The organism is Streptomyces antimicrobicus, assembly GCF_020532625.1.
Taxonomy (GTDB): Bacteria; Actinomycetota; Actinomycetes; order Streptomycetales; family Streptomycetaceae; genus Streptomyces; species Streptomyces antimicrobicus.
The window spans coordinates 1-23,925 of sequence record NZ_JAJAUY010000010.1 but is presented as its reverse complement, the minus strand read 5'-3'; the positions used below and the strand labels follow the sequence as shown (position 1 = coordinate 23,925).

The 23,925-nt window shown below is 69.2% G+C and carries 33 protein-coding genes; 31 read left to right on the top strand and 2 right to left on the bottom strand.

The features are described from left to right. Positions 1–4 precede the first annotated feature (4 nt). From rplP to glmM, 28 genes are all read left to right on the top strand, one after another. A complete protein-coding gene (gene rplP / locus LG632_RS04410; RefSeq protein ID WP_125642216.1) occupies positions 5–424 on the top strand; it encodes a 50S ribosomal protein L16 in 420 nt (139 codons plus the stop codon). Beyond that, the gene (rpmC, locus tag LG632_RS04405; protein ID WP_125540842.1) at positions 424–648 is read left to right on the top strand and encodes a 50S ribosomal protein L29; all 225 of its coding nucleotides are present in this window, start codon (positions 424–426) and stop codon (positions 646–648) included. Before rplP ends, rpmC begins: the two co-directional genes overlap by 1 nt. Next, entirely contained in the window at positions 648–929 is a 282-nt protein-coding gene (gene rpsQ / locus LG632_RS04400; RefSeq protein ID WP_125642213.1) for a 30S ribosomal protein S17, read from the top strand. The genes rpmC and rpsQ overlap by 1 nt, the downstream gene beginning before the upstream one ends. A 107-nt stretch (positions 930–1,036) precedes the next feature. Beyond that, the gene (gene rplN / locus LG632_RS04395; protein ID WP_003956455.1) at positions 1,037–1,405 is read left to right on the top strand and encodes a 50S ribosomal protein L14; all 369 of its coding nucleotides are present in this window, start codon (positions 1,037–1,039) and stop codon (positions 1,403–1,405) included. Between the two features lie 2 nt (positions 1,406–1,407). Then, positions 1,408–1,719, top strand: coding sequence for a 50S ribosomal protein L24 (gene rplX, locus LG632_RS04390; RefSeq protein ID WP_226725363.1), 312 nt, complete (start codon positions 1,408–1,410; stop codon positions 1,717–1,719). Then, positions 1,719–2,270, top strand: coding sequence for a 50S ribosomal protein L5 (gene rplE, locus LG632_RS04385; RefSeq protein WP_226725361.1), 552 nt, complete (start codon positions 1,719–1,721; stop codon positions 2,268–2,270). Before rplX ends, rplE begins: the two co-directional genes overlap by 1 nt. Positions 2,271–2,275: 5 nt before the next feature. After that, positions 2,276–2,461 (top strand): type Z 30S ribosomal protein S14, encoded by a 186-nt coding sequence (locus LG632_RS04380; protein WP_003956452.1) that lies wholly within the window; start codon positions 2,276–2,278, stop codon positions 2,459–2,461. A gap of 220 nt (positions 2,462–2,681) precedes the next feature. Continuing rightward, on the top strand, positions 2,682–3,080 hold the full coding sequence (gene rpsH, locus LG632_RS04375; RefSeq protein WP_030201558.1) for a 30S ribosomal protein S8: 399 nt from the start codon (positions 2,682–2,684) through the stop codon (positions 3,078–3,080). 20 nt (positions 3,081–3,100) lie between these two features. After that, positions 3,101–3,640, top strand: a complete 540-nt coding sequence (gene rplF / locus LG632_RS04370) for a 50S ribosomal protein L6 (RefSeq protein WP_125642205.1) — start codon at positions 3,101–3,103, stop codon at positions 3,638–3,640. Between the two features lie 4 nt (positions 3,641–3,644). After that, a complete protein-coding gene (gene rplR / locus LG632_RS04365) occupies positions 3,645–4,028 on the top strand; it encodes a 50S ribosomal protein L18 (protein ID WP_226725359.1) in 384 nt (127 codons plus the stop codon). 45 nt (positions 4,029–4,073) lie between these two features. Continuing rightward, positions 4,074–4,679, top strand: a complete 606-nt coding sequence (gene rpsE / locus LG632_RS04360) for a 30S ribosomal protein S5 (RefSeq protein ID WP_226725357.1) — start codon at positions 4,074–4,076, stop codon at positions 4,677–4,679. Further along, the gene (gene rpmD, locus LG632_RS04355) at positions 4,679–4,861 is read left to right on the top strand and encodes a 50S ribosomal protein L30 (RefSeq protein WP_071273185.1); all 183 of its coding nucleotides are present in this window, start codon (positions 4,679–4,681) and stop codon (positions 4,859–4,861) included. The genes rpsE and rpmD overlap by 1 nt, the downstream gene beginning before the upstream one ends. Positions 4,862–4,863: 2 nt before the next feature. Next, positions 4,864–5,319 carry a 50S ribosomal protein L15 gene (rplO, locus tag LG632_RS04350; protein WP_226725355.1) on the top strand — a complete coding sequence of 152 codons (456 nt, stop codon included), beginning with the start codon at positions 4,864–4,866 and terminating at the stop codon, positions 5,317–5,319. Between the two features lie 187 nt (positions 5,320–5,506). Next, the gene (secY, locus tag LG632_RS04345; protein WP_226725353.1) at positions 5,507–6,820 is read left to right on the top strand and encodes a preprotein translocase subunit SecY; all 1,314 of its coding nucleotides are present in this window, start codon (positions 5,507–5,509) and stop codon (positions 6,818–6,820) included. Then, positions 6,820–7,467, top strand: a complete 648-nt coding sequence (locus tag LG632_RS04340; RefSeq protein ID WP_226725351.1) for an adenylate kinase — start codon at positions 6,820–6,822, stop codon at positions 7,465–7,467. The genes secY and LG632_RS04340 overlap by 1 nt, the downstream gene beginning before the upstream one ends. A 91-nt stretch (positions 7,468–7,558) precedes the next feature. Further along, on the top strand, positions 7,559–8,419 hold the full coding sequence (gene map, locus LG632_RS04335; RefSeq protein ID WP_226725349.1) for a type I methionyl aminopeptidase: 861 nt from the start codon (positions 7,559–7,561) through the stop codon (positions 8,417–8,419). A gap of 138 nt (positions 8,420–8,557) precedes the next feature. Then, positions 8,558–8,779, top strand: a complete 222-nt coding sequence (gene infA / locus LG632_RS04330; protein WP_003956442.1) for a translation initiation factor IF-1 — start codon at positions 8,558–8,560, stop codon at positions 8,777–8,779. Between the two features lie 71 nt (positions 8,780–8,850). Further along, positions 8,851–8,964 (top strand): 50S ribosomal protein L36, encoded by a 114-nt coding sequence (gene rpmJ, locus LG632_RS04325; protein WP_003956441.1) that lies wholly within the window; start codon positions 8,851–8,853, stop codon positions 8,962–8,964. Between the two features lie 185 nt (positions 8,965–9,149). Next, a complete protein-coding gene (rpsM, locus tag LG632_RS04320; protein ID WP_125642187.1) occupies positions 9,150–9,530 on the top strand; it encodes a 30S ribosomal protein S13 in 381 nt (126 codons plus the stop codon). Positions 9,531–9,584: 54 nt separating this feature from the next. Further along, positions 9,585–9,989: a 30S ribosomal protein S11 gene (gene rpsK / locus LG632_RS04315; protein ID WP_003956432.1), complete on the top strand. Its 405-nt coding sequence runs from the start codon at positions 9,585–9,587 to the stop codon at positions 9,987–9,989. A gap of 118 nt (positions 9,990–10,107) precedes the next feature. After that, positions 10,108–11,130, top strand: coding sequence for a DNA-directed RNA polymerase subunit alpha (locus LG632_RS04310; protein ID WP_010473911.1), 1,023 nt, complete (start codon positions 10,108–10,110; stop codon positions 11,128–11,130). A gap of 108 nt (positions 11,131–11,238) precedes the next feature. After that, the gene (gene rplQ, locus LG632_RS04305; RefSeq protein WP_226725347.1) at positions 11,239–11,733 is read left to right on the top strand and encodes a 50S ribosomal protein L17; all 495 of its coding nucleotides are present in this window, start codon (positions 11,239–11,241) and stop codon (positions 11,731–11,733) included. 93 nt (positions 11,734–11,826) lie between these two features. Continuing rightward, on the top strand, positions 11,827–12,678 hold the full coding sequence (gene truA, locus LG632_RS04300; protein WP_226725345.1) for a tRNA pseudouridine(38-40) synthase TruA: 852 nt from the start codon (positions 11,827–11,829) through the stop codon (positions 12,676–12,678). 60 nt (positions 12,679–12,738) lie between these two features. Continuing rightward, complete coding sequence (locus LG632_RS04295; RefSeq protein WP_226725343.1) at positions 12,739–14,367, top strand: ABC-F family ATP-binding cassette domain-containing protein; 1,629 nt, start codon at positions 12,739–12,741, stop codon at positions 14,365–14,367. A 25-nt stretch (positions 14,368–14,392) separates the two neighbouring features. Beyond that, positions 14,393–15,628, top strand: coding sequence for a glycosyltransferase family 87 protein (locus LG632_RS04290; protein WP_226725340.1), 1,236 nt, complete (start codon positions 14,393–14,395; stop codon positions 15,626–15,628). Positions 15,629–15,882: 254 nt separating this feature from the next. Further along, positions 15,883–16,326, top strand: a complete 444-nt coding sequence (gene rplM, locus LG632_RS04285; RefSeq protein ID WP_226725337.1) for a 50S ribosomal protein L13 — start codon at positions 15,883–15,885, stop codon at positions 16,324–16,326. A gap of 42 nt (positions 16,327–16,368) precedes the next feature. Further along, positions 16,369–16,884: a 30S ribosomal protein S9 gene (rpsI, locus tag LG632_RS04280; protein WP_226725335.1), complete on the top strand. Its 516-nt coding sequence runs from the start codon at positions 16,369–16,371 to the stop codon at positions 16,882–16,884. 141 nt (positions 16,885–17,025) lie between these two features. Beyond that, the gene (gene glmM / locus LG632_RS04275; RefSeq protein ID WP_226725332.1) at positions 17,026–18,384 is read left to right on the top strand and encodes a phosphoglucosamine mutase; all 1,359 of its coding nucleotides are present in this window, start codon (positions 17,026–17,028) and stop codon (positions 18,382–18,384) included. Between the two features lie 54 nt (positions 18,385–18,438). Here the strand turns inward: glmM and LG632_RS04270 are convergent, their stop codons facing one another. Beyond that, positions 18,439–19,395, bottom strand: a complete 957-nt coding sequence (locus LG632_RS04270) for a DUF389 domain-containing protein (RefSeq protein ID WP_226725331.1) — start codon at positions 19,393–19,395, stop codon at positions 18,439–18,441. Positions 19,396–19,427: 32 nt separating this feature from the next. Beyond that, complete coding sequence (coaA, locus tag LG632_RS04265; protein ID WP_226725329.1) at positions 19,428–20,423, bottom strand: type I pantothenate kinase; 996 nt, start codon at positions 20,421–20,423, stop codon at positions 19,428–19,430. A gap of 214 nt (positions 20,424–20,637) precedes the next feature. Here coaA and LG632_RS04260 point away from each other — a divergent pair, with 214 nt between their 5' ends. The 3 genes from LG632_RS04260 (at position 20,638) to LG632_RS04250 (ending at position 23,806) form a co-directional block, all read left to right on the top strand. After that, a complete protein-coding gene (locus LG632_RS04260) occupies positions 20,638–21,375 on the top strand; it encodes a hypothetical protein (protein WP_226725327.1) in 738 nt (245 codons plus the stop codon). A 144-nt stretch (positions 21,376–21,519) separates the two neighbouring features. Then, positions 21,520–23,367, top strand: a complete 1,848-nt coding sequence (gene glmS, locus LG632_RS04255) for a glutamine--fructose-6-phosphate transaminase (isomerizing) (protein ID WP_226725325.1) — start codon at positions 21,520–21,522, stop codon at positions 23,365–23,367. 70 nt (positions 23,368–23,437) lie between these two features. After that, positions 23,438–23,806, top strand: a complete 369-nt coding sequence (locus tag LG632_RS04250; RefSeq protein ID WP_226725323.1) for a holo-ACP synthase — start codon at positions 23,438–23,440, stop codon at positions 23,804–23,806. Positions 23,807–23,925: the final 119 nt, after the last annotated feature.

Sequence of the window (23,925 nt, the reverse complement as noted above, 5' to 3'; positions counted from 1 at the left end):
CGACATGCTGATCCCTCGTAGGGTCAAGCACCGCAAGCAGCACCACCCCAAGCGCCGCGGCATGGCCAAGGGTGGCACTGAGGTGGCATTCGGCGAGTACGGCATCCAGGCCCTGACGCCGGCGTACGTCACCAACCGCCAGATCGAGTCCGCTCGTATCGCGATGACCCGTCACATCAAGCGTGGCGGCAAGGTCTGGATCAACATCTACCCGGACCGCCCGCTCACGAAGAAGCCCGCCGAGACCCGCATGGGTTCCGGTAAGGGTTCCCCGGAGTGGTGGGTCGCGAACGTGCACCCGGGTCGGGTCATGTTCGAGCTGTCCTACCCGAACGAGAAGATTGCGCGTGAGGCTCTGACTCGTGCGGCCCACAAGCTGCCGATGAAGTGCCGGATCGTCAAGCGCGAGGCAGGTGAGTCGTGATGGCGGCCGGTACCAAGGCGTCGGAGCTGCGTGAGCTGGGCAACGAGGAGCTCGTTGCCAAGCTGCGTGAGGCCAAGGAAGAGCTGTTCAAGCTCCGCTTCCAGGCGGCGACCGGACAGCTCGAGAACAACGGCCGGCTCAAGGCCGTCCGCAAGGACATCGCCCGGATCTACACCCTGATGCACGAGCGCGAGCTCGGCATCGAGACGGTGGAGAACGCCTGATGAGCGAGAAGAACGTGACTGAGAAGATCGAGCGCGGTTTCCGCAAGACCCGTGAGGGTCTGGTCGTCAGCGACAAGATGGACAAGACCGTCGTCGTCGCCGTCGAGGACCGTGTCAAGCACGCGCTGTACGGCAAGGTCATCCGCCGTACCAACAAGCTCAAGGCGCACGACGAGCAGAACGCCGCCGGCATCGGCGACCGCGTCCTCCTGATGGAGACCCGGCCGCTGTCCGCCACGAAGCGGTGGCGCGTCGTCGAGATCCTCGAGAAGGCCAAGTAATTAGTTCGAGGGGCCTTCCCTCGGATTCGTTCCGCCAGGCTCGGCAGGGGCCTCACCTGAAAGGGTGAAGCCCCTGCCGGGAACCGGCAGACAAACAGGAGATAGACGTGATCCAGCAGGAGTCGCGACTTCGCGTCGCCGACAACACTGGTGCCAAGGAGATCCTTTGCATCCGTGTTCTCGGTGGTTCGGGTCGCCGCTACGCGGGCATCGGTGACGTCATCGTCGCCACCGTCAAGGATGCGATCCCCGGTGGCAACGTGAAGAAGGGTGACGTCGTCAAGGCGGTCATCGTTCGCACCGTCAAGGAGCGCCGCCGCCAGGACGGCTCGTACATCCGCTTCGACGAGAACGCCGCCGTCATTCTGAAGAACGACGGCGACCCTCGCGGCACCCGCATCTTCGGCCCGGTCGGCCGTGAGCTGCGCGAGAAGAAGTTCATGAAGATCATCTCGCTCGCGCCGGAGGTGCTGTAAGCATGAAGATCAAGAAGGGCGACCTGGTCCAGGTCATCACCGGCAAGGACAAGGGCAAGCAGGGCAAGGTCATCCAGGCCCTGCCGGCTGAGAACCGCGTCCTCGTCGAGGGTGTCAACCGGGTCAAGAAGCACACCAAGGCTGGTCCGAACCAGGCCGGCGGCATCGTGATCACCGAGGCCCCCGTCCACGTTTCGAACGTTCAGCTGGTCGTGGAGAAGGACGGCAAGAAGGTCGTCACCCGCGTCGGTTACCGCTTCGACGAAGAGGGCAACAAGATCCGCGTTGCCAAGCGCACGGGTGAGGACATCTGATGGCTACCACTCCGCGTCTGAAGACGAAGTACCGCGAGGAGATCGCGGGCAAGCTGCGTGACGAGTTCAAGTACGAGAACGTCATGCAGATCCCCGGCCTCGTCAAGATCGTCGTGAACATGGGTGTCGGCGACGCCGCCCGTGACTCGAAGCTGATCGACGGCGCTGTCCGTGACCTCACCACGATCACCGGTCAGAAGCCGGCCGTCACCAAGGCCCGCAAGTCCATCGCGCAGTTCAAGCTGCGCGAGGGTCAGCCGATCGGTGCCCACGTCACCCTCCGTGGCGACCGCATGTGGGAGTTCCTGGACCGCACCCTGTCGCTCGCGCTGCCGCGCATCCGCGACTTCCGCGGCCTGTCCCCGAAGCAGTTCGACGGCCGTGGCAACTACACCTTCGGTCTCACGGAGCAGGTCATGTTCCACGAGATCGACCAGGACAAGATCGACCGCGTCCGGGGTATGGACATCACCGTGGTGACCACGGCGACCAACGACGACGAGGGCCGGGCCCTCCTTCGTCACCTCGGCTTCCCGTTCAAGGAGGCGTAAGCGAGATGGCGAAGAAGGCTCTGATTGCCAAGGCTGCTCGTAAGCCCAAGTTCGGTGTGCGTGCGTACACCCGCTGCCAGCGCTGCGGCCGCCCGCACTCCGTGTACCGCAAGTTCGGCCTGTGCCGCGTGTGCCTCCGTGAGATGGCTCACCGTGGCGAGCTGCCGGGCGTGACCAAGAGCTCCTGGTAAATCCTTCTGTCCTCGGACAGTTGGGTTTGCCGGTAACTCTCGGTAAGCATCTGGGTCGGCGGAGGCCCGGCCCCCATGGCGTAGGCTAGTGGGGTTGGGCGTCCGCCGCCCGTACGACTTACTACGCCGTAGGTCCCCGCGCCGCACCCGTCCCGTCTGAGTACGGGGAGAGGGATGGCGCATACAGGAAACCCCGGCGAGAGAGGCCGAAGGCCAATTCATGACCATGACTGACCCGATCGCAGACATGCTCACGCGTCTGCGTAACGCTAACTCGGCGTACCACGACACCGTCGTGATGCCGCACAGCAAGATCAAGTCGCACATCGCGGAAATCCTCAAGCAGGAGGGTTTCATCACCGGCTGGAAGGTCGAGGACGCCGAGGTCGGCAAGAACCTCGTCCTCGAGCTGAAGTTCGGTCCGAACCGCGAGCGCTCGATCGCCGGCATCAAGCGGATCTCGAAGCCGGGTCTGCGTGTCTACGCGAAGTCCACCAACCTGCCGAAGGTCCTCGGCGGCCTGGGCGTGGCGATCATCTCCACGTCCCACGGTCTCCTGACCGGCCAGCAGGCGCAGAAGAAGGGCGTGGGTGGGGAAGTCCTCGCCTACGTCTGGTAGTCGGGAACGGAGGAAAAGCTATGTCTCGTATCGGCAAGCTCCCCATCCCGGTTCCCGCCGGCGTGGACGTCACCATCGATGGCCGTACGGTCACCGTCAAGGGCTCGAAGGGCTCCCTGACGCACACCGTCGCCGCCCCCATCGAGATCGTTAAGGGCGAGGACGGCGTTCTGAACGTCACCCGTCCGAACGACGAGCGTCAGAACAAGGCCCTGCACGGCCTGTCCCGCACGCTGGTGGCCAACATGATCACCGGTGTGACCACGGGATACACCAAGGCGCTCGAGATCAGCGGTGTCGGTTACCGCGTTGCCGCGAAGGGCTCCGCTCTGGAGTTCCAGCTCGGCTACAGCCACCCGATCCTGGTGGAGGCCCCCGAGGGCATCTCCTTCAAGGTCGAGTCGCCGACCAAGTTCTCGGTCGAGGGCATCGACAAGCAGAAGGTCGGCGAGGTCGCCGCGAACATCCGCAAGCTGCGGAAGCCCGACCCGTACAAGGCCAAGGGCGTCAAGTACGCGGGCGAGGTCATCCGCCGCAAGGTCGGAAAGGCTGGTAAGTAAAGCCATGGCATACGGTGTGAAGATCGCCAAGGGCGACGCTTACAAGCGGGCCGCCAAGGCCCGCCGCCACATCCGCATCCGCAAGAGCATCTCGGGTACGGCGGAGCGTCCGCGCCTCGTCGTGACCCGCAGCAACCGCGGTATCACCGCCCAGGTCATCGACGACCTCAAGGGTCACACCCTGGCGTCGGCGTCCCACCTGGACGCGTCGATCCGTGGTGGCGAGGGTGACAAGTCCGCGGCGGCCAAGCAGGTCGGCGCCCTGGTCGCCGAGCGCGCCAAGGCCGCCGGTGTCGAGGCCGTCGTGTTCGACCGTGGTGGCAACAGGTACGCCGGGCGCATTGCCGCTCTGGCTGACGCCGCCCGCGAAGCCGGGCTGAAGTTCTAGGCCCCGGTTCCGGGACTAACGGACGTAACAGAGAGAGGTAATCCAATGGCTGGACCCCAGCGCCGCGGCAGCGGTGCCGGTGGCGGCGAGCGGCGGGACCGGAAGGGTCGCGACGGTGGCGCTGCTGCCGCCGAGAAGACCGCGTACGTTGAGCGCGTAGTCGCGATCAACCGCGTCGCCAAGGTTGTCAAGGGTGGTCGTCGTTTCTCCTTCACCGCGCTCGTCGTGGTGGGTGACGGTGACGGCACCGTGGGTGTCGGTTACGGCAAGGCCAAGGAGGTGCCGGCCGCCATCGCCAAGGGTGTGGAGGAGGCCAAGAAGCACTTCTTCAAGGTCCCCCGTATCCAGGGCACCATCCCGCACCCCGTCCAGGGTGAGAAGGCTGCGGGCGTCGTCCTGCTGAAGCCTGCTTCCCCCGGTACCGGTGTGATCGCCGGTGGCCCGGTGCGCGCCGTCCTGGAGTGCGCCGGCGTTCACGACATCCTGTCGAAGTCGCTCGGCTCCGACAACGCGATCAACATCGTGCACGCGACCGTGGAGGCCCTGAAGGGCCTGCAGCGTCCCGAGGAGATCGCGGCCCGCCGCGGTCTGCCGCTCGAGGACGTCGCTCCCGCGGCTCTCCTTCGTGCGCGCGCTGGGGCGGGTGTCTGATGGCCCGCCTCAAGATCACGCAGACGAAGTCGTACATCGGCAGCAAGCAGAACCACCGCGACACCCTGCGTTCGCTTGGCCTCAAGCGGGTCAACGACGTGGTCGTCAAGGAGGACCGCCCCGAGTTCCGCGGCATGGTGCACACCGTCCGCCACCTCGTGACGGTTGAGGAGGTCGACTGATCATGGCGGAGAACAACCCGCTCAAGATCCACAACCTCCGTCCCGCCCCGGGCGCCAAGACCGCCAAGACCCGTGTCGGTCGTGGTGAGGCGTCGAAGGGTAAGACGGCCGGTCGTGGTACCAAGGGCACCAAGGCCCGCTACCAGGTTCCGGAGCGCTTCGAGGGTGGCCAGATGCCGCTCCACATGCGCCTCCCGAAGCTGAAGGGCTTCAAGAACCCGTTCCGCACCGAGTTCCAGGTCGTCAACCTGGACAAGCTGGCCGCCCTGTACCCGCAGGGTGGCGAGGTCACCGTGGCCGACCTGGTCGCCAAGGGTGCCGTGCGCAAGAACCAGCTCGTCAAGGTCCTGGGCCAGGGCGAGATCTCCGTGGCGCTGCAGGTGACGGTCGACGCCGTCTCCGCCTCCGCCAAGGAGAAGATTGCCGCCGCCGGCGGCACGGTCACCGAGCTCGTCTGAGACGAGTCCAGTGACTCATAGCGAGTGAAACCGACCGGGGATGCCTCACAAATGGGGCATCCCCGGTTGGTCGTTCCACGGGGGGCGCAGACGCCGGTAAGGTGGCCTGCACCTTTGCTTTGTCGTACACATCGATTCCTCAGACCGTCACCTCTGACGCAGTAGCGCGGGGGTCGCAGGAGGCACCGTGCTCACCGCGTTCGCCCGGGCGTTCAAGACGCCCGACCTGCGCAAGAAGCTGCTCTTCACGCTCGGCATCATCGTGCTGTTCCGGCTCGGGTCCCACATCCCGGTACCCGGCGTGAGCTACAAGTTCGTCCAGCAGTGTGTGGACCAGGCTGGCACCAGCAACAGCCTGTTCGGGCTGGTCAACATGTTCAGTGGCGGCGCGCTGCTGCAGATCACGATCTTCGCGCTCGGCATCATGCCGTACATCACGGCGAGCATCATCCTCCAGCTGCTGACCGTGGTCATCCCCAAGCTGGAGAACCTCAAGAAGGAGGGCCAGAGCGGCACGGCGAAGATCACGCAGTACACGCGTTATCTGACGGTCGCGCTCGCCATCCTCCAGGGGACCGGCCTCGTCGCCACCGCCCGCTCCGGCGCCCTGTTCCAGGGCTGCACGGTCGCCGGCCAGATCGTGCCCGACCGCTCGATCTTCGCCACCGTCGTCATGGTCGTCACCATGACCGCCGGTACCTGTGTCGTCATGTGGCTCGGCGAGCTCATCACCGACCGCGGCATCGGCAACGGCATGTCGATCCTGATGTTCATCTCGATCGCCGCCGGCTTCGTCAGCGCGCTGTGGCAGATCAAGCTCCAGGGCAAGATCGCCGACGGCTGGGTGGAGTTCGGCGTCGTCATCCTGGTCGGTCTCGCGATGGTCGCCCTCGTCGTCTTCGTCGAGCAGGCCCAGCGCCGGATCCCCGTCCAGTACGCGAAGCGCATGATCGGCCGCCGCGCGTACGGCGGAACGTCCACCTACATCCCGCTCAAGGTGAACCAGGCGGGTGTGATTCCCGTCATCTTCGCCTCGTCGCTGCTCTACATCCCGGCCTTGATCGTCCAGTTCAGCGGGTCCACCGCGGGCTGGGCCACCTGGATCCAGAAGCACTTCGTCAAGGGTGACCACCCCTACTACATCGCCGCCTACTTCCTCCTGATCGTCTTCTTCGCCTTCTTCTACGTGGCGATTTCGTTCAACCCGGAGGAAGTCGCGGACAACATGAAGAAGTATGGTGGCTTCATCCCGGGTATCCGGGCGGGCCGTCCTACTGCCGAGTACCTGAGCTACGTGCTCAACCGGATCACCTGGCCGGGGTCGCTGTACCTGGGTCTCATCGCTCTTGTGCCGACGATGGCGTTGGCCGGCTTCGGAGCGAACCAGAACTTCCCGTTCGGCGGGACGAGCATCCTCATCATCGTGGGTGTGGGTCTGGAAACCGTGAAGCAGATCGAGAGCCAGCTCCAGCAGCGCAATTACGAAGGGTTCCTCCGCTGATGCGTATCGTCCTCGTCGGGCCTCCCGGTGCGGGCAAGGGAACGCAGGCCGCGTTCCTTGCCAAGAACCTGTCGATCCCGCACATCTCCACGGGTGACCTGTTCCGCGCCAACATCAGCCAGAACACGGAGCTGGGCCTGCGCGCCAAGTCCTTCATGGACGACGGCAAGCTCGTGCCCGACGAGATCACCGTCGGCATGGCCAAGGACCGGATGCAGCAGCCCGACGCGGCCGGCGGCTTCCTCCTCGACGGCTTCCCGCGCAACGTCTCGCAGGCCGAGGCGCTCGACGCGATGCTCAAGGACGCCGGCATGAAGCTGGACGCCGTCCTCGACCTGGAGGTCGCGGAGGACGAGGTCGTCAAGCGCATCGCGGGCCGCCGGATCTGCCGCAACGACTCGGCGCACGTCTTCCACGAGACGTACACCCCGCCGAAGGTGCCGGGCGTCTGCGACACCTGCGGTGGCGAGCTCTACCAGCGCAGCGACGACTCCGAGGCGACCGTGCGCACCCGGCTGGAGGTCTACCACACGCAGACCGAGCCGATCATCGACTACTACAAGGCCCAGGGCCTGCTGGTGACGATCTCCGCCCTCGGCGAGGTCAAGGACGTCACCCGGCGTGCGATGGACGCGCTGAAGAAGTAGTCCGCAGTACCTCCGTACGGCCGCGGTGTCCACCGGACGCCGCGGCCGTACTGTTGAGAAGTCCCGATTCGAAGGTGGAAGGCACACCCCCATGGTCCAGCTGAAGACCCCCGAGCAGATCGCGAAGATGCGGGAGGCCGGCCTGGTCGTCGCAGCGATCCACGAGGCGACCCGGGAGGCGGCCGTGCCGGGTGCCACCACGCGCGACCTGGACATGGTGGCCCGCAAGGTCATCGCCGACCACGGGGCGAAGTCGAACTTCCTCGGCTACGGCGGCTTCCCGGCGACCATCTGCACCTCGGTCAACGAGGTCGTCGTCCACGGCATCCCGGACGAGAAGACGGTCCTCAAGGACGGTGACGTCATCTCGATCGACGCCGGCGCCATCGTCGACGGCTGGCACGGCGACGCGGCCTACACCGCCTTCGTCGGCACCGGTCACGCCCCGGAGCTGATCGAGCTCTCCCGGGTGACCGAGGAGTCCATGTGGGCCGGTATCGCGGCCATGAAGCTCGGCAACCGCCTGGTGGACATCTCGCGCGCCATCGAGACCTTCATCAAGCGCCAGCCGCGCCCGGCCACCGGTGACCACAGCCTCGGGCGCTTCGGGATCATCGAGGACTACGGCGGCCACGGCATCGGCTCGGAGATGCACATGGACCCGCACCTGCTGAACTACGTCTCGCGCAAGCGCGGCAAGGGGATCAAGCTGGTGCCGGGTGTCTGCCTGGCCATCGAGCCGATGGTGTCGCTGGGCACCGCCCAGACCGAGGTGCTCTCCGACGACTGGACGGTCGTCACCACCGACGGCACGTGGTCCTCGCACTGGGAGCACTCGGTCGCCCTGACCGAGGAGGGCCCCCTCGTGCTGACCGCCCCGGACTGCGGCAAGGCGAAGCTGGCGCAGTACGGCGTCACGACCGCCCCCGACCCCCTCGACCTGTCGGCGTAATGATCTAGACTCGTGGGCAAACTTTCCGGATTCGTCTTTCTGGGTGCCCTGACGTAGACTGACTCGTCGGCTCGCGTGCATCTCCATGTCCGCATGGTGCAGCGAGCTGATCAAGGTAGCCGATTCGAAAGGCGAAGCGTGGCCAAGAAGCAAGGTGCCATCGAGATCGAGGGCACCGTGATCGAGTCCCTCCCGAACGCCATGTTCAAGGTGGAACTCCAGAACGGTCACAAGGTCCTCGCGCACATCAGCGGAAAGATGCGGATGCACTACATCCGTATCCTCCCGGATGACCGGGTCGTGGTGGAGCTCTCTCCGTACGACCTGACGCGTGGCCGGATCGTCTACCGATACAAGTAGATCTTGCTCCTGCTCCCGCCTGGGGTCTTCCCGGCGCGGGTGGTGGCACTGACCCGGAGAACCTTAAGAACATGAAGGTCAAGCCGAGCGTCAAGAAGATCTGCGACAAGTGCAAGGTGATCCGCCGTCACGGCCGGGTCATGGTCATCTGCGACAACCTGCGCCACAAGCAGCGCCAGGGCTGACGCACGCCGACCGACCTGCACCTCGCAGTTCTTCGCGCGACGCAACACACGTAAATACGCAGAGCCCGCCCAGCCCGGACAGGGTCGGCGGCACCTCCGGCGGGGGCCGGGGACCCGATCCGTACCTCATACGGCGGTCGGGAGCGGCTTTGCGGAAGACCCCCGACTAACACAGGAGCCATTGAATGGCACGCGTTTCCGGTGTTGACATCCCGCGCGAAAAGCGCGTGGAGATCGCACTCACCTACGTCTTCGGTATCGGGCGCACCCGGTCCAAGGAGATCCTCGCCGCGACCGGCGTGAACCCGAGCACCCGCGTTCGTGACCTGGCCGAAGAGGACCTGGTCAAGATCCGCGAGTACGTGGACGCCAACCTCCGCACCGAGGGTGACCTCCGCCGCGAGATCCAGGCCGACATCCGCCGCAAGGTGGAGATCGGCTGCTACCAGGGTCTGCGTCACCGCCGTGGCCTGCCGGTCCGCGGTCAGCGCACCAGCACGAACGCTCGTACCCGCAAGGGCCCGCGTCGCGCCATCGCCGGCAAGAAGAAGCCGGGCAAGAAGTAGTCCTGTTCAGCGGTCTTGCGCTGTAGGACCGACCACCTCCCGTAGGAGTACGACATGCCCCCCAAGGGTCGTCAGGGCGCTGCCAAGAAGGTGCGCCGCAAGGAAAAGAAGAACGTCGCTCACGGCCACGCGCACATCAAGAGCACGTTCAACAACACCATCGTCTCGATCACGGACCCGTCCGGCAACGTGATCTCCTGGGCCTCCGCCGGCCACGTCGGCTTCAAGGGCTCGCGCAAGTCCACCCCCTTCGCCGCGCAGATGGCCGCCGAGTCGGCCGCCCGCCGCGCGCAGGAGCACGGCATGCGCAAGGTCGACGTCTTCGTCAAGGGTCCCGGCTCCGGCCGTGAGACTGCGATCCGCTCCCTCCAGGCCACCGGCCTCGAGGTCGGCTCGATCCAGGACGTCACCCCCACGCCGCACAACGGCTGCCGTCCGCCGAAGCGCCGTCGCGTCTGACGCCTGGCGTTGACCTGGGCTTTTCGGGCGGTACGCCCCCTTCGGGGCGTGCCGCCCGTACCCTTGCAGTACCCCGAGGACGTCAAATAGTGGGCGTCCACGACTGAAGGAAAAAGACATGCTTATCGCTCAGCGTCCTTCGCTGACCGAAGAGGTCGTCGACGAGTACCGCTCGCGGTTCGTGATCGAGCCGCTGGAGCCGGGCTTCGGCTACACCCTCGGCAACTCCCTGCGCCGTACGCTCCTCTCCTCGATCCCGGGTGCCGCTGTCACCAGCATCCGCATCGACGGTGTCCTGCACGAGTTCACCACCGTGCCGGGCGTCAAGGAGGACGTCACCGACCTCATCCTCAACATCAAGCAGCTGGTCGTCTCCTCGGAGCACGACGAGCCCGTCGTGATGTACCTGCGCAAGCAGGGCCCCGGCCTGGTCACCGCCGCCGACATCGCGCCGCCGGCCGGTGTCGAGGTGCACAACCCGGACCTCGTCCTCGCCACGCTGAACGGCAAGGGCAAGCTGGAGATGGAGCTGACCGTCGAGCGCGGTCGCGGCTACGTCTCCGCCGTCCAGAACAAGCAGCTGGGCCAGGAGATCGGCCGCATCCCGGTCGACTCCATCTACAGCCCGGTCCTCAAGGTCACCTACAAGGTCGAGGCGACCCGAGTCGAGCAGCGCACCGACTTCGACAAGCTGATCGTCGACGTCGAGACCAAGCAGGCCATGCGCCCGCGCGACGCCATGGCGTCCGCCGGCAAGACCCTGGTCGAGCTGTTCGGTCTGGCGCGCGAGCTCAACATCGACGCCGAGGGCATCGACATGGGCCCGTCCCCGACGGACGCCGCCCTGGCCGCCGACCTGGCGCTGCCGATCGAGGAGCTGGAGCTCACCGTTCGGTCGTACAACTGCCTCAAGCGCGAGGGCATCCACTCCGTGGGTGAGCTCGTCGCCCGCTCCGAGGCCGACCTGCTCGACATCCGCAACTTCGGTGCGAAGTCGATCGACGAGGTCAAGGCGAAGCTGGCCGGCATGGGCCTGGCCCTGAAGGACAGCCCGCCCGGGTTCGACCCGACCGCCGCCGCCGACGCCTTCGGCGCCGACGACGACGCGGACGCCGGTTTCGTCGAGACCGAGCAGTACTAGTAAGAGACCTGCGGGGGGTCCACGCCCCCCGCACACCCCTCTCGCGACCGCTTGAGGGAACTGACACCGGTACCTGACACGGCCGGTGCAGCACAGAGGAGAAACACCATGCCGCGTCCCACCAAGGGCGCCCGCCTCGGCGGCTCCGCCGCGCACGAGAAGCTGCTGCTCGCGAACCTCGCGAAGTCGCTCTTCGAGCACGGCCGCATCACCACGACCGAGGCCAAGGCCCGCCGCCTGCGTCCGGTCGCCGAGCGCCTGATCACCAAGGCGAAGAAGGGCGACATCCACAACCGTCGCCTGGTGCTGCAGACGATCACGGACAAGAGCGTCGTCCACACGCTCTTCACCGAGATCGCCCCGCGCTACTCCGAGCGCCCGGGTGGCTACACCCGCATCACCAAGATCGGCAACCGTCGTGGCGACAACGCCCCGATGGCCGTGATCGAGCTGGTCGAGGGCGAGATCGCCAAGAAGGCGACCGTCGCCGAGGCCGAGGCCGCCACCAAGCGCGCCGTCAAGGAGGCCGACGAGGCCGCCAAGACCGAGGCCACCGAGACCGAGGCCGCCGAGGCCCCGGCCGAGGAGACCAAGGAGGCCTGATCCGGTTCCCGGATCGCCTTCAGCCGTCAGGCTTGGAACGGGTCCGTCCCTTCGGGGGCGGGCCCGTTCCGCACGTTTGAGAGGATGTGGCACGTGAGTGACGAGGTGGAGCCCGGTTTCGTCCGGGTGCGGCTGGACCTGTCGTACGACGGCAAGGACTTCTCCGGCTGGGCGAAGCAGACCGCGCGGCGGACCGTCCAGGGCGAGCTGGAATCGGGCCTGCAGACCGTGATGCGGCTGCGCGAGCCGGTCGAGCTGACCGTGGCCGGGCGGACCGACGCGGGCGTGCACGCGCGCGGCCAGGTGGCCCATCTGGACCTGCCCGAGGCGGTCTGGGCCGAGCACCGGGACGTCCTCATGCGGCGCCTGGCGGGCCGGCTCCCGCACGACGTGCGGGTCTGGCGGGTCGCCGAGGCCCCGGCCCACTTCAACGCCCGCTTCTCCGCGATCTGGCGCCGCTACGCCTACCGGGTGGGCGACCACAAGGGCGGGGTGGACCCGCTGCGCCGCGGGCACGTGCTGTGGCACGACTGGCCGCTGGACGTGGACGCCATGAACGAGGCCTCGCAGGCGCTGCTCGGCGAGCACGACTTCGCGGCGTACTGCAAGAAGCGCGAGGGCGCCACGACCATCCGGACGCTCCAGCGGCTGAGCTGGGAGCGGGACGCGGACGGCATCGTCACGGCGACGGTCCGGGCGGACGCGTTCTGCCACAACATGGTCCGCTCGCTGGTCGGCGCCCTGCTGCACGTCGGCGACGGGCACCGGGCCGTGGACTGGCCGGGCAAGGTGCTGGCGGCCGGGGTACGGGACTCCGCCGTGCACGTCGTACGGCCGCACGGGCTGACCCTGGAAGAGGTCGGCTACCCGGCGGACGAGCTGCTGGCCGAGCGCAACCGGCTGGCCCGCAACGTCCGGACCCTGCCGGGCGCCGGCTGCTGCTGATCCCGAGGGGGCCGGAAAACCGTTTTGGCCCTCGCGGGTCCGGCCGGGACAATCCCCGGCATGGGACATCTCGAAGCCGGCCATCTGGAGTACTACCTGCCCGACGGGCGGGTGCTGCTGCCCGATGTGTCCTTCCGGGTCGGCGAGGGCTCCGTGGTCGCCCTGGTGGGCGCGAACGGCGCCGGCAAGACCACCCTGCTGAAGCTGCTCTCCGGTGAGCTCCAGCCGCACGGCGGCACCGTCACGGTCAGCGGCGGGCTCGGCGTGATGTCGCAGTTCGTGGGCTCGGTCCGGGACGAGAGCACCGTCCGTGACCTGCTGGTATCGGTGGCGCAGCCGCGGATCCGCGAGGCCGCGAAGGCCGTGGACCGCGCCGAGCACCTGATCATGACGGTCGACGACGAGGCCGCGCAGATGGCGTACGCGCAGGCGCTGAGCGACTGGGCCGACGTCCAGGGCTACGAGGCGGAGACGCTGTGGGACGTGTGCACCATGGCGGCGCTGGGGGTCCCGTACGAGCGGGCGCAGTTCCGCGAGGTGCGCACCCTCTCCGGCGGTGAGCAGAAGCGGCTGGTCCTGGAGGCGCTGCTGCGCGGGCCGGACGAGTGCCTGCTGCTCGACGAGCCCGACAACTACCTCGACGTGCCGGGCAAGCGGTGGCTGGAGGAGCAGCTGAAGGCCACCCGCAAGACGGTGCTGTTCGTCAGCCACGACCGGGAGCTGCTGTCGCGGGCGGCGCAGAAGATCGTCAGCCTGGAGCCGAGCCCGGCGGGCACGGACGTGTGGGTGCACGGCGGCGGCTTCGACACCTACCACGCGGCGCGCAAGGAGCGCTTCGCGCGGTTCGAGGAGCTCAAGCGCCGCTGGGACGAGGAGCACGCGCGGCTGAAGGCGCTGGTGCACCGGCTGCGCCAGCAGGCCGCGATCAGCCCGGACATGGCGTCGCGGTACCGCGCGATGCAGACCCGGTTCCAGAAGTTCGAGGAGGCCGGGCCGCCGCCGGAGCCGCCGCGGGAGCAGGAGATCAGGATGCGGCTGCGGGGCGGCCGTACCGGGGTGCGCGCGCTGACCTGCGAGCGGCTGGAGCTGACGGGCCTGATGAAGCCCTTCGACCTGGAGGTCTTCTACGGCGAGCGGGTGGCGGTGCTGGGTTCGAACGGCTCCGGCAAGTCGCACTTCCTGCGGCTGCTGGCCGGGGACGCCGAGCACCCGGTGGCGCACGAGGGCGTGTGGAAGCTGGGCGCGCGGGTGGTGCCCGGGCACTTCGCCCAGACGCACGCGCATCCGGAGCTGTTCGGCCGGACCCTGGTGGACATCCTGTGGAAGGAGCACGCCAAGGACCGGGGCGGGGCGATGAGCGTGCTGCGCCGCTACGAGCTGGAGCGGCAGGGCGACCAGCCGTTCGACCGGCTCTCGGGAGGGCAGCAGGCGCGGTTCCAGATCCTGCTGCTGGAGCTGGCGGGGACCACGGCGCTGCTGCTGGACGAGCCGACGGACAACCTGGACCTGGAGTCGGCCGAGGCGCTCCAGGAGGGCCTGGAGGCGTACGAGGGCACGGTGCTGTGCGTGACGCACGACCGCTGGTTCGCGCGGTCCTTCGACCGGTTCCTGGTCTTCGGGTCGGACGGGGTGGTCCGCGAGACGGCGGAGCCGGTCTGGGACGAGCGCCGGGTCGAACGCGTGCGCTGACGCCCGGCCGCTAGCATCGGGCCCCATGAACTGGGTCAGGCCGGGTGCCTGGGACCGCGTGCTCGGCCGGCTGCTCACTCCGGCGCCGCGCTCCTGGTGGGCCGCGGCGCTCGTGGTGGTGCTCACCGTCGCGGTCTCGACGAGCCTGCGGGACAACGGCGGCTCGGACAACGCCTTCGTGGTCAAGGCCGCGGACGCGTTGCTGGCCGGGGTTTCGCCGTACGAGGACAAGCGGTTCCTGTACCTGCCGAGCGCGGTGCTGCTGGCGGTGCCGGAGGCGCTGCTGCCGCCGCTGCTGCTGCGCTGGACGCTGCCGCTGGTGATGTCGGCGCTGCTGGCGGCCGGCTGGTGGGCGGCGCTGCGGTTGTTCGGGGTGCCGGTGCGGTCCCGGTTCGCGGTGGGCGGCTGGGGCGCGCTGGCGCTGGCGTACAGCCCGTACCTGAACCTGGTGCTCATCGGGAACTGGACGTCGGTGTCGGCGGCGGCGCTCCCGGTGGCGCTGCTGCTGGCCCACCGGGGCCGGTGGACGCGGGCCGGCCTGGTGGTGGGGGTGGCGATCGCCGCCAAGCCGATGCTGGTGCCGGTCGGGCTGGTGTTCCTGCTGGCCCGGAGGTGGCGGGGGCTGGCGGTGGCGGCGGGGGTGCCGGTGGCGCTGTCGCTGGCGGGGGCCCTGGCGATGCCGAGTCCGACGCTGTTCTTCACCAAGACCCTGCCGTTCCTGCTGCAAGGCCAGGACGCGTACGCGCTGGTCTGGGACGCGTCCCCGGTGGCGGTGCTGCCGCGGCTGGGCGTGCCGCAGCCGGTGGCGGTGGCGCTGGCCGGGGCGGGGGCGGTGGGCGCGCTGTGGGCCGCGTGGCGGCGCTGGCGCGGGGCCGACGCGGACGGCGGGCACGGCGGGGACGGCGGGGCGCAGCGGCTGGCGGAGACGGCCTGCATGGTGATGCTCGCCGCGTTCCTGGTGTCCCGTCCTTCGTTCGACCACTACCTCCTGGTGGTGCTGCCGCTGCTGCTCGCCTCGGCGGTGCGGGAGCGCTCGGCGGCCCGCTCGCCCTGGTTCTGGGTGGGGCTGGCGCCGCAGATCGCCGGGGTCCCGGGCCCGTCGGCGCTGGACAACCACCGGCGCGCCTTCGAGGACTGCTGGGCGCTGTGCGGGGTGGCGGTGGCGCTCGCGCGCCGGTGCCTGGCCGCGCCCGGGGTTAACCTGGAGGACGGACGGACAACAGGAACCGTGCGCGACGAGGAGACGGCCCCTGCGGCTTGATCCCCTCCGTCGTTTTGACCCGTCCGGGGCAGCGCGGGTATCCTGCTGGTTCGTTATGCGTATTGGCTTGTTCATTCTCACGTGAAAGGGCCCTTACGCCGGTCCACCGGGCCGATGACCAGCGGTACACACGGGTTGCGTCCCCGTAGTGCACCAGGGCTGTCGTGATCGTCCGTGGTGACCTTTGTCAGGACCCGTCCCCAGGGTCAGCCCGGGGGATACCCCACCACTGAAGAAGCGAAGGCATACGACCCGTGCGTACGTACAGCCCCAAGCCCGGCGACATCTCGCGCCAGTGGCTCGTCATTGACGCCCAGGACGTTGTCCTCGGCCGTCTGGCGACCCAGGCCGCTGCCCTCCTGCGGGGCAAGCACAAGCCGACCTACGCCCCCCACATGGACATGGGCGACTTCGTCATCGTCATCAACGCCGACAAGGTTCACCTGTCCGGCAACAAGCGCGAGCAGAAGATGGCCTACCGCCACTCCGGCTACCCGGGTGGTCTGCGCAGCGTCCGTTACGACGACCTGCTCGCCAACAACCCGGAGAAGGCCGTCGAGAAGGCGGTCAAGGGCATGCTCCCGAAGAACTCCCTGGGCCGTCAGATGCTCTCGAAGCTGAAGGTCTACTCGGGCGACCAGCACCCGCACGCTGCCCAGCAGCCGGTGCCGTTCGAGATCAGCCAGGTCGCGCAGTAATCCCGGCCACCCCCTAAGACACAGAGAATTCTGAGGAGAATCGTGGCCGAGACCACCTTCGAAGCCCCCGTCGAGGGCGACGAGACCTACGACGCTGTGACCACCTTCGAGTCCGAGGCCCCGGAGGGTGACTACACCTCCGAGTCCCTGGCCTCCCGCTTCGGCGACCCGCAGCCGGCTGCCGGCCTGGGCCGTCGCAAGAACGCCATCGCCCGCGTCCGGATCGTCCCGGGCACCGGCAAGTGGAAGATCAACGGTCGCACCCTTGAGGACTACTTCCCGAACAAGGTGCACCAGCAGGAAGTCAACGAGCCCTTCAAGGTGCTCGAGCTCGACAACCGCTACGACGTCATCGCCCGCATCGCGGGTGGCGGTGTCTCCGGCCAGGCCGGCGCCCTGCGCCTCGGCGTGGCCCGCGCCCTCAACGAGGCGGACGTGGACAACAACCGCGGCCCGCTGAAGAAGGCCGGCTTCCTCTCCCGCGACGACCGTGCGGTCGAGCGCAAGAAGGCCGGTCTGAAGAAGGCCCGCAAGGCTCCGCAGTACAGCAAGCGCTAATCTCCGCCTGCTGCTCTGCACGAATCCGCCCCGGCGGCACACTCTGTGCTGTCCGGGGCGGTTCGTTTACCGCTGTAGGCGGCACATACCTGTCACGCGGTACGTACAACGATGTACCCAGCGCGAACTCGGAGGACAACAGTGGGACGACTCTTCGGCACGGACGGTGTACGCGGTGTCGCCAACGCGGATCTGACGGCCGAGCTGGCGCTCGGCCTCTCCGTGGCGGCCGCCCATGTGCTCGCCGAAGCGGGCACCTTCGAGGGCCACCGGCCGACCGCCGTGGTCGGGCGCGACCCCCGGGCCTCCGGCGAGTTCCTGGAGGCCGCGGTCGTCGCCGGCCTGGCCAGCGCGGGCGTGGACGTCCTGCGCGTCGGTGTGCTGCCCACCCCGGCGGTGGCGTACCTCACCGGTGCCCTGGGCGCCGACCTCGGCGTCATGCTCTCCGCCAGCCACAACGCGATGCCGGACAACGGCATCAAGTTCTTCGCGCGCGGCGGCCACAAGCTGGCCGACGAGCTGGAGGACCGGATCGAGTCCGTCTACGAGGAGCACCGCACCGGCGCCCCCTGGGACCGTCCCACCGGCGCGGGCGTGGGCCGGGTCACCGACTACGACGAGGGCTTCGACCGGTACGTCGCCCACCTGATCGGTGTCCTCCCCAGCCGCCTGGACGGCCTGAAGATCGTCCTGGACGAGGCGCACGGCGCGGCCGCGCGGGTCTCGCCCGAGGCCTTCGCGCGGGCCGGGGCCGAGATCGTCACCATCGGCGCCGAGCCGGACGGCCTCAACATCAACGACGGCTGCGGCTCCACCCACCTGGACCAGCTCAAGCGGGCCGTCGTCGAGCACGGCGCGGACCTGGGCATCGCCCACGACGGTGACGCCGACCGGTGCCTGGCCGTGGACGCCTCCGGCGCGGAGATCGACGGCGACCAGATCCTGTGCGTGCTGGCGCTCGCCCTGCGCGAGGCCGGGCAGCTGCGCAAGAACACCGTGGTCGGCACGGTCATGTCGAACCTGGGCTTCAAGCTGGCGATGGAGCGCGAAGGCATCGAGGTCGTGCAGACCGGTGTCGGCGACCGCTACGTGCTGGAGTCGATGAAGGAGCACGGCTACGCGCTCGGCGGTGAGCAGTCCGGCCACGTGATCATCCTCGACCACGCCACCACCGGCGACGGCACGCTGACCGGCCTGATGCTGGCGGCCCGGGTCGCGGCCACCGGCCGGAGCCTGGCCGACCTGGCGGGCGTCATGCAGCGCCTGCCGCAGGTCCTGATCAACGTGCCCGACGTCGACAAGACGCGGGTCGGGACCTCCGGGGAGCTGGCCGCCGCCGTCGCGGACGCCGAGCGGGAGCTGGGCAGCACCGGACGGGTGCTGCTGCGGCCCTCCGGCACGGAGCCGCTGGTGCGGGTGATGGTGGAGGCCGCCGACATCGAGCAGGCCCGCGCGGTCGCCGGCCGGCTCGCGGACGCCGTCAAGTCGGCGCTGGGCTAGTCGCCGGCCAGCGCTGCGGCCCCGCGGCCCCCGTCCCGGACACCAGCTGTGGTTTCAGCTGCGGGACAGGGGCCGCTGCCGCTTCCAGCGGCCGCGCTGGGTGCGCCACAGCGCCTTCCCGGCGATCAGGGTCAGTGTCCCGGCGAGCATGATCCCGCCGAGGTTCAGCAGCAGCTGCTCGGCGGAGCCCCACATCTGGGCGTACTCGCCGTAGCTGAGGGCCACGGCCGCGTTGGCGGCGGCCGGGACGGTGGTCACCGAGATGGCGACGCCCACCAGGGCGCCGGACTTCGCCGAGGTCAGCGAGAGCATGCCGGCGGCGCCGGCCAGGACGGCCACCACGAGCGAGAACGGGTCCGGCTGCCAGACGAAGCTGGTGTTCGGCCGCCCGTTGTCCAGCATCTGCCGGCTGAACAGCCCGGCCTGGTCCATCAGCAGGCTGAACACCGTGGTGGCCGCGATCGCCGCCGCGAACCCGATGAGCAGGGCCGCCAGCGACCGCGCGGCCAGCGCCGGCCTGCGCTGCACCAGGCCGGTGCACACCCCGGCCAGCGGCCCGAACTCGGGGCCGACGGCCATCGCGCCCACGATCAGGACCGCGCTGTCGAGCACCACACCGCAGGCCGCGATCATCGTGGCGAGGATCATGAACGCGGTGTAGGTGACGGTGAGGGTCGACTCCTCGTGGGTGGCCTCGGTGAGCTGCTCCCAGATCACCGCGTCCGCCGGCTCGCCCGGAGCCTCCTCCTCGGCCTGCTCGGCGCGCTTCGACAGCGACAGGTCGATGTTCTCCACGGCGATCGAGCCGTCCTGGTCGATGCCCAGCGCCCGCAGCTCGTGCAGCAGCTCGTCCCCCGCCTCGCGGGCGACGTCGCACAGCACGAGGTCGCCCTGCGGGTCCCGGGCGGCGCCGGGCAGGACCACCAGATGGGTGGTGCCGACGGTCGCCTCGATGACCTCGGTCACCGCTTCCGTCCGGTCGGGCGGGGTGATGAGCCTCAGATGCAGCATGCCCGAAGCTTACGGAGGCCCGGCCGAACGGCTCAGAGCTTGCGCAGGCTCAGCCGCTGCACCTTGTGGTCGGGGCCCTTGCGGATGATCAGGTTGGCCCGGCCGCGGGTGGGCGCGACGTTCTCCAGCAGGTTGGGCCGGTTGATGGTCCGCCACGTGGTGCGGGCGTACTCCATGGCCTCCTCCTCGGAGACCTGGGTGTACTTGCGGAAGTAGGAGAAAGGGTTCTGGAACGCGGTCTCGCGCAGCTTGCGGAACCGGTTGAGGTACCAGCGCTCGATGTCCTCCGGGCGCGCGTCGACGTAGACGGAGAAGTCGAAGAAGTCCGCGAGCCCGACCCGGGTGCGGCCGTCCTTGCCCGGCAGGGCCGGCTGGAGCACGTTCAGCCCCTCCACGATCAGGATGTCCGGGCGGCGCACGACGAGCCGCTCGCCGGGGACGATGTCGTAGATCAGGTGGGAGTAGACCGGGGCGCTGACCTCCTCCTTGCCCGCCTTGATGTCGGCGACGAAGCGGGTCAGGGCCCGGCGGTCGTAGGACTCCGGGAAACCCTTGCGGGAGACCAGCCCGCGCTCCTGGAGCTCCTTCATCGGGTACAGGAAGCCGTCGGTGGTCACCAGCTCCACCCGCGGGTGCTCGGGCCAGCGGGCCAGCAGTGCCTGCAGCAGGCGGGCGACGGTGGACTTGCCGACCGCGACGGAGCCGGCGACCCCTATCACGAACGGGGTGCCGGTCTGCGCGCCGTGGCCGTTGCCGGCGTCGCCGAGGAAGGTGTTCAGGGCGCCGCGCAGGTTGCTGGTGGCCCCGACGTAGAGGTTCAGCAGCCGGGAGAGCGGCAGGTAGACGTCGCGCACCTCGTCGAGGTCGATGACGTCCCCGAGGCCGCGCAGCCGCTCGACCTCCTCCGCGGTCAGCGGCAGCGGGGTCCGGTCGCGCAGCGCGCTCCACTCGGCGCGGGTGAGGTCGACGTACGGCGAGCCCTCGGCACGCGGACGGGCGCTTGCGCTTCGTGGCGGCGAAGTGATCACACCGTCATTGTCGGCGTTCCGGGCGGCTTGTGGGTGGTGGGGTCGGTCACGTGGGCGACGGCGGGGTGTCGTGCGGATCTCGTGTCGGTCACGATGGGCACGCCGTGGGCGGTTCCCCGATCTTGTGTCGGCGCCGCCCGGTAGGTTGGCCGTGCCAATGCCGTTCGTGGGGGGTATTTCCACCGTGCGTAACACCATCGTCCGTCGTTCTGTCATGACCGCGTCCGCGCTGTCGCTCGCGCTGCTGGCCACCGCCTGCGGTTCGGACAAGCCGGCCGACAAGAAGGACGAGCCGAAGCCGGCCGGGTCCTCGGCCGCCGCGCCCGCGGCCAAGGGCAAGACCGACGCCGAGGTCGCTGCCCTGGTTGTCACCCAGGCCGACGTGCCCGACCAGCTGGTCTCCGCCGAGGGCGGCGCCAAGGCCGCCGCCGAGGGGTCCAAGGCCACCGTCGACAAGGCCGAGTGCAAGCCGCTGATGCAGGCCCAGTCCGCCCAGAAGGTGGGCGCGGCGACCGGCAGCGGCCGTACGGTCGCCAAGGCCAAGCCGAAGGAGCCGAGCGCCGGCGCCTCGGCCGAGGACAAGCTGAAGGCGGGCCTGGAGGCCCTCGGCGCCACCCAGACGCTGGTCAGCGTCGGCTCGTACGACGGCAAGGGCGCCGAGGAGGCGTTCGCCTCCCTCAAGACGGCGGCGGGGGCCTGCGCGGGCGGCTACACCGTCGACGAGGGCGGCGACAAGGTCAAGTTCCTCGACGTCAAGCCGGGTGCCTCCGTCACCGCCGGCGACGAGGCCGCGGCCTTCACCATGACCATGGACCTGGACGGCGGCGAGAAGTCCACCAACCACTTCGTCGTGGTGCGCAAGGGCAACTCGCTGGCCACCTTCTACTCCTTCGGCCTGACGGCCACGCAGCCCAAGACCGTCATCGACGCCCAGGCCAAGAAGCTCGGCTGACGATCCGCCGAGCGCGGGCCCGGCGCCCGCCGAACACGCGTACCCGACGCGACGTCAACCCCGCTCCGGTGGCTTCCACCGGGCGGGGTTTTCGTCTGGTTCGGGTACGGGGCAGAACCCCGGGTTCGGCGTACGCTGCGCCCTATGTGCGGAATTGTGGGTTACGTGGGAGCGCAGTCGGCGCTCGATGTGGTCGTCGCGGGCCTCAAGCGGCTGGAGTACCGCGGGTACGACTCGGCGGGCGTCGCCGTCCTGGCGGACGGCGGACTGGCCGCCGCGAAGAAGGCCGGGAAACTGGTCAACCTGGAAAAGGCCCTGGTCAGCAGGCCGTTGCCGACCGGCTCGACCGGCATCGGCCACACCCGCTGGGCCACCCACGGCGGGCCGACCGACGCCAACGCCCATCCGCACCTGGACAACGCGGGACGCGTCGCCGTCGTCCACAACGGCATCATCGAGAACTTCGCCGCGCTGCGCGCCGAACTGACGGAGCGTGGCCACCTGCTCCAGTCCGAGACCGACACCGAGGTCGTCGCCCACCTCGTCGCCGAGTGCTTCTCCTCCACCGGTGACCTGGCCGAGGCGATGCGGCAGGTCTGCCGGCGCCTGGAGGGCGCCTTCACCCTCGTCGCCGTGCACGCCGACGAGCCGGACGTGGTGGTCGGCGCCCGCCGCAACTCCCCGCTGGTCGTGGGCGTCGGCGAGGGCGAGAACTTCCTGGCCTCCGACGTCGCCGCGTTCATCGAGCACACCCGCTCCGCCATCGAGCTCGGCCAGGACCAGGTGGTCGAGCTGCGCCGCGACAGCGTCACCGTGACGGACTTCGACGGCGCGCCGGCCGACGTACGGGCCTACCACGTCGACTGGGACGCCTCGGCCGCCGAGAAGGGCGGCTACGACTACTTCATGCTCAAGGAGATCGCCGAGCAGCCCAAGGCGGTCGCCGACACGCTGCTGGGCCGGATCGACGCCAGCGGCACGCTCAGCCTGGACGAGGTGCGCATCCCCGCCTCGGTGCTGCGCGAGGTCGACAAGGTCGTGGTCGTGGCGTGCGGGACGGCGTACCACGCGGGCCTGATCGCCAAGCTGGCCATCGAGCACTGGACGCGGATCCCCTGCGAGACCGAGCTGGCCAGCGAGTTCCGCTACCGCGACCCGATCCTGGACCAGCGCACGCTGGTGGTGGCCATCTCGCAGTCCGGCGAGACGATGGACACGCTGATGGCGCTGCGGCACGCGCGGGAGCAGGGGGCCAAGGTGCTGGCCATCTGCAACACCAACGGCTCCACGATCCCGCGCGAGTCCGACGCCGTGCTGTACACGCACGCCGGTCCGGAGGTGGCGGTCGCCTCGACGAAGGCGTTCTTGACCCAGCTGGTGGCGTGCTACCTGGTCGCGCTGTACCTGGGACAGGTACGGGGCACCAAGTGGGGCGACGAGATCCGGGCGGTGATCCGCGAACTGTCGGAGGCCGAGGCCGCGGTGGAGCGCGTCCTGGAGACGATGGAGCCGGTGCGGGCGCTGGCGCGGTCGCTGGCGGAGAAGAACACGGTGCTGTTCCTGGGGCGGCACGTGGGGTACCCGGTCGCGCTGGAGGGCGCGCTCAAGCTGAAGGAACTGGCGTACATGCACGCCGAGGGCTTCGCAGCCGGGGAGCTCAAGCACGGGCCGATCGCGCTGATCGAGCAGGACCTGCCGGTGGTGGTCGTCGTGCCGTCGCCGCGGGGCCGGTCGGTGCTGCACGACAAGATCGTCTCGAACATCCAGGAGATCCGGGCGCGCGGGGCGCGGACGATCGTGATCGCCGAGGAGGGCGACGAGGCGGTGGTCCCGTACGCCGACCACCTCGTGCGGATCCCGGTGACGCCGACGCTGCTGCAGCCGCTGGTGGCGACCGTGCCGTTGCAGGTCTTCGCGTGCGAGCTGGCCACCGCGCGGGGGAACGAGGTGGACCAGCCGCGTAATCTCGCGAAGTCCGTGACCGTGGAATAGGGCCGAGGGCGGGCCGGGGGCCGAGGGCCTGCGGCCCGGCGGCCCGTGACTGGCTGTGGGGTTGCTTTCGATGATCATCGGTGTGGGGATCGACGTGGCGGAGATCGACCGGTTCGCGGCGGCGATGGAACGCACACCGCACCTGGCGGACCGGCTCTTCGTGGAGTCCGAGCTGCTCCTGCCGAGCGGCGAACGCCGGGGCATGGCCTCCTTGGCCGCGCGGTTCGCGGCCAAGGAGGCGCTGGCGAAGGCGCTGGGCGCGCCGGGGAACCTGCTGTGGACGGACGCGGAGGTGTACGTCGAGGCGAGCGGGCAGCCGAGGTTGCGGGTGACGGGGTCGGTGGCGGCGCGGGCGGCGGAGCTGGGGGTGGCGTCGTGGCACGTGTCGTTGAGCCATGACGCCGGGGTGGCTTCGGCGGTGGTGATCGCCGAGGGGTGACGCGGGGTGGCCCTGGCCGGGTGGGTGGGTTCGGCTTGGTCGGGGTCGGGGTCGGGGTCGGGTCCGGGGGCCGGGGGGGGGGGGGGGGGGGGGGGGGGGGGGGGGGGGGGGGGGGGGGG

Excerpts from the sequence above, each read along its gene's own strand:
- rpsM (WP_125642187.1), top strand. The coding sequence starts at position 9,150 with ATGGCACGCGTTTCCGGTGTTGACATCCCGCGCGAAAAGCGCGTGGAG.
- LG632_RS04340 (WP_226725351.1), top strand. The coding sequence starts at position 6,820 with ATGCGTATCGTCCTCGTCGGGCCTCCCGGTGCGGGCAAGGGAACGCAG.
- rplF (WP_125642205.1), top strand. The coding sequence starts at position 3,101 with ATGTCTCGTATCGGCAAGCTCCCCATCCCGGTTCCCGCCGGCGTGGAC.
- rplX (WP_226725363.1), top strand. The coding sequence starts at position 1,408 with ATGAAGATCAAGAAGGGCGACCTGGTCCAGGTCATCACCGGCAAGGAC.
- rpsE (WP_226725357.1), top strand. The coding sequence starts at position 4,074 with ATGGCTGGACCCCAGCGCCGCGGCAGCGGTGCCGGTGGCGGCGAGCGG.
- LG632_RS04380 (WP_003956452.1), top strand. The coding sequence starts at position 2,276 with ATGGCGAAGAAGGCTCTGATTGCCAAGGCTGCTCGTAAGCCCAAGTTC.
- LG632_RS04310 (WP_010473911.1), top strand. The coding sequence starts at position 10,108 with ATGCTTATCGCTCAGCGTCCTTCGCTGACCGAAGAGGTCGTCGACGAG.
- LG632_RS04290 (WP_226725340.1), top strand. The coding sequence starts at position 14,393 with ATGAACTGGGTCAGGCCGGGTGCCTGGGACCGCGTGCTCGGCCGGCTG.
- LG632_RS04250 (WP_226725323.1), top strand. The coding sequence starts at position 23,438 with ATGATCATCGGTGTGGGGATCGACGTGGCGGAGATCGACCGGTTCGCG.
- LG632_RS04260 (WP_226725327.1), top strand. The coding sequence starts at position 20,638 with ATGACCGCGTCCGCGCTGTCGCTCGCGCTGCTGGCCACCGCCTGCGGT.
- rpmD (WP_071273185.1), top strand. The coding sequence starts at position 4,679 with ATGGCCCGCCTCAAGATCACGCAGACGAAGTCGTACATCGGCAGCAAG.
- LG632_RS04270 (WP_226725331.1), bottom strand. The coding sequence starts at position 19,395 with ATGCTGCATCTGAGGCTCATCACCCCGCCCGACCGGACGGAAGCGGTG.
- rpsH (WP_030201558.1), top strand. The coding sequence starts at position 2,682 with ATGACCATGACTGACCCGATCGCAGACATGCTCACGCGTCTGCGTAAC.
- rpsK (WP_003956432.1), top strand. The coding sequence starts at position 9,585 with ATGCCCCCCAAGGGTCGTCAGGGCGCTGCCAAGAAGGTGCGCCGCAAG.
- rplO (WP_226725355.1), top strand. The coding sequence starts at position 4,864 with ATGGCGGAGAACAACCCGCTCAAGATCCACAACCTCCGTCCCGCCCCG.
- rpmJ (WP_003956441.1), top strand. The coding sequence starts at position 8,851 with ATGAAGGTCAAGCCGAGCGTCAAGAAGATCTGCGACAAGTGCAAGGTG.
- rplQ (WP_226725347.1), top strand. The coding sequence starts at position 11,239 with ATGCCGCGTCCCACCAAGGGCGCCCGCCTCGGCGGCTCCGCCGCGCAC.
- rplR (WP_226725359.1), top strand. The coding sequence starts at position 3,645 with ATGGCATACGGTGTGAAGATCGCCAAGGGCGACGCTTACAAGCGGGCC.
- rpsQ (WP_125642213.1), top strand. The coding sequence starts at position 648 with ATGAGCGAGAAGAACGTGACTGAGAAGATCGAGCGCGGTTTCCGCAAG.
- rplE (WP_226725361.1), top strand. The coding sequence starts at position 1,719 with ATGGCTACCACTCCGCGTCTGAAGACGAAGTACCGCGAGGAGATCGCG.
- rpmC (WP_125540842.1), top strand. The coding sequence starts at position 424 with ATGGCGGCCGGTACCAAGGCGTCGGAGCTGCGTGAGCTGGGCAACGAG.
- rplP (WP_125642216.1), top strand. The coding sequence starts at position 5 with ATGCTGATCCCTCGTAGGGTCAAGCACCGCAAGCAGCACCACCCCAAG.
- LG632_RS04295 (WP_226725343.1), top strand. The coding sequence starts at position 12,739 with ATGGGACATCTCGAAGCCGGCCATCTGGAGTACTACCTGCCCGACGGG.
- glmS (WP_226725325.1), top strand. The coding sequence starts at position 21,520 with ATGTGCGGAATTGTGGGTTACGTGGGAGCGCAGTCGGCGCTCGATGTG.
- map (WP_226725349.1), top strand. The coding sequence starts at position 7,559 with ATGGTCCAGCTGAAGACCCCCGAGCAGATCGCGAAGATGCGGGAGGCC.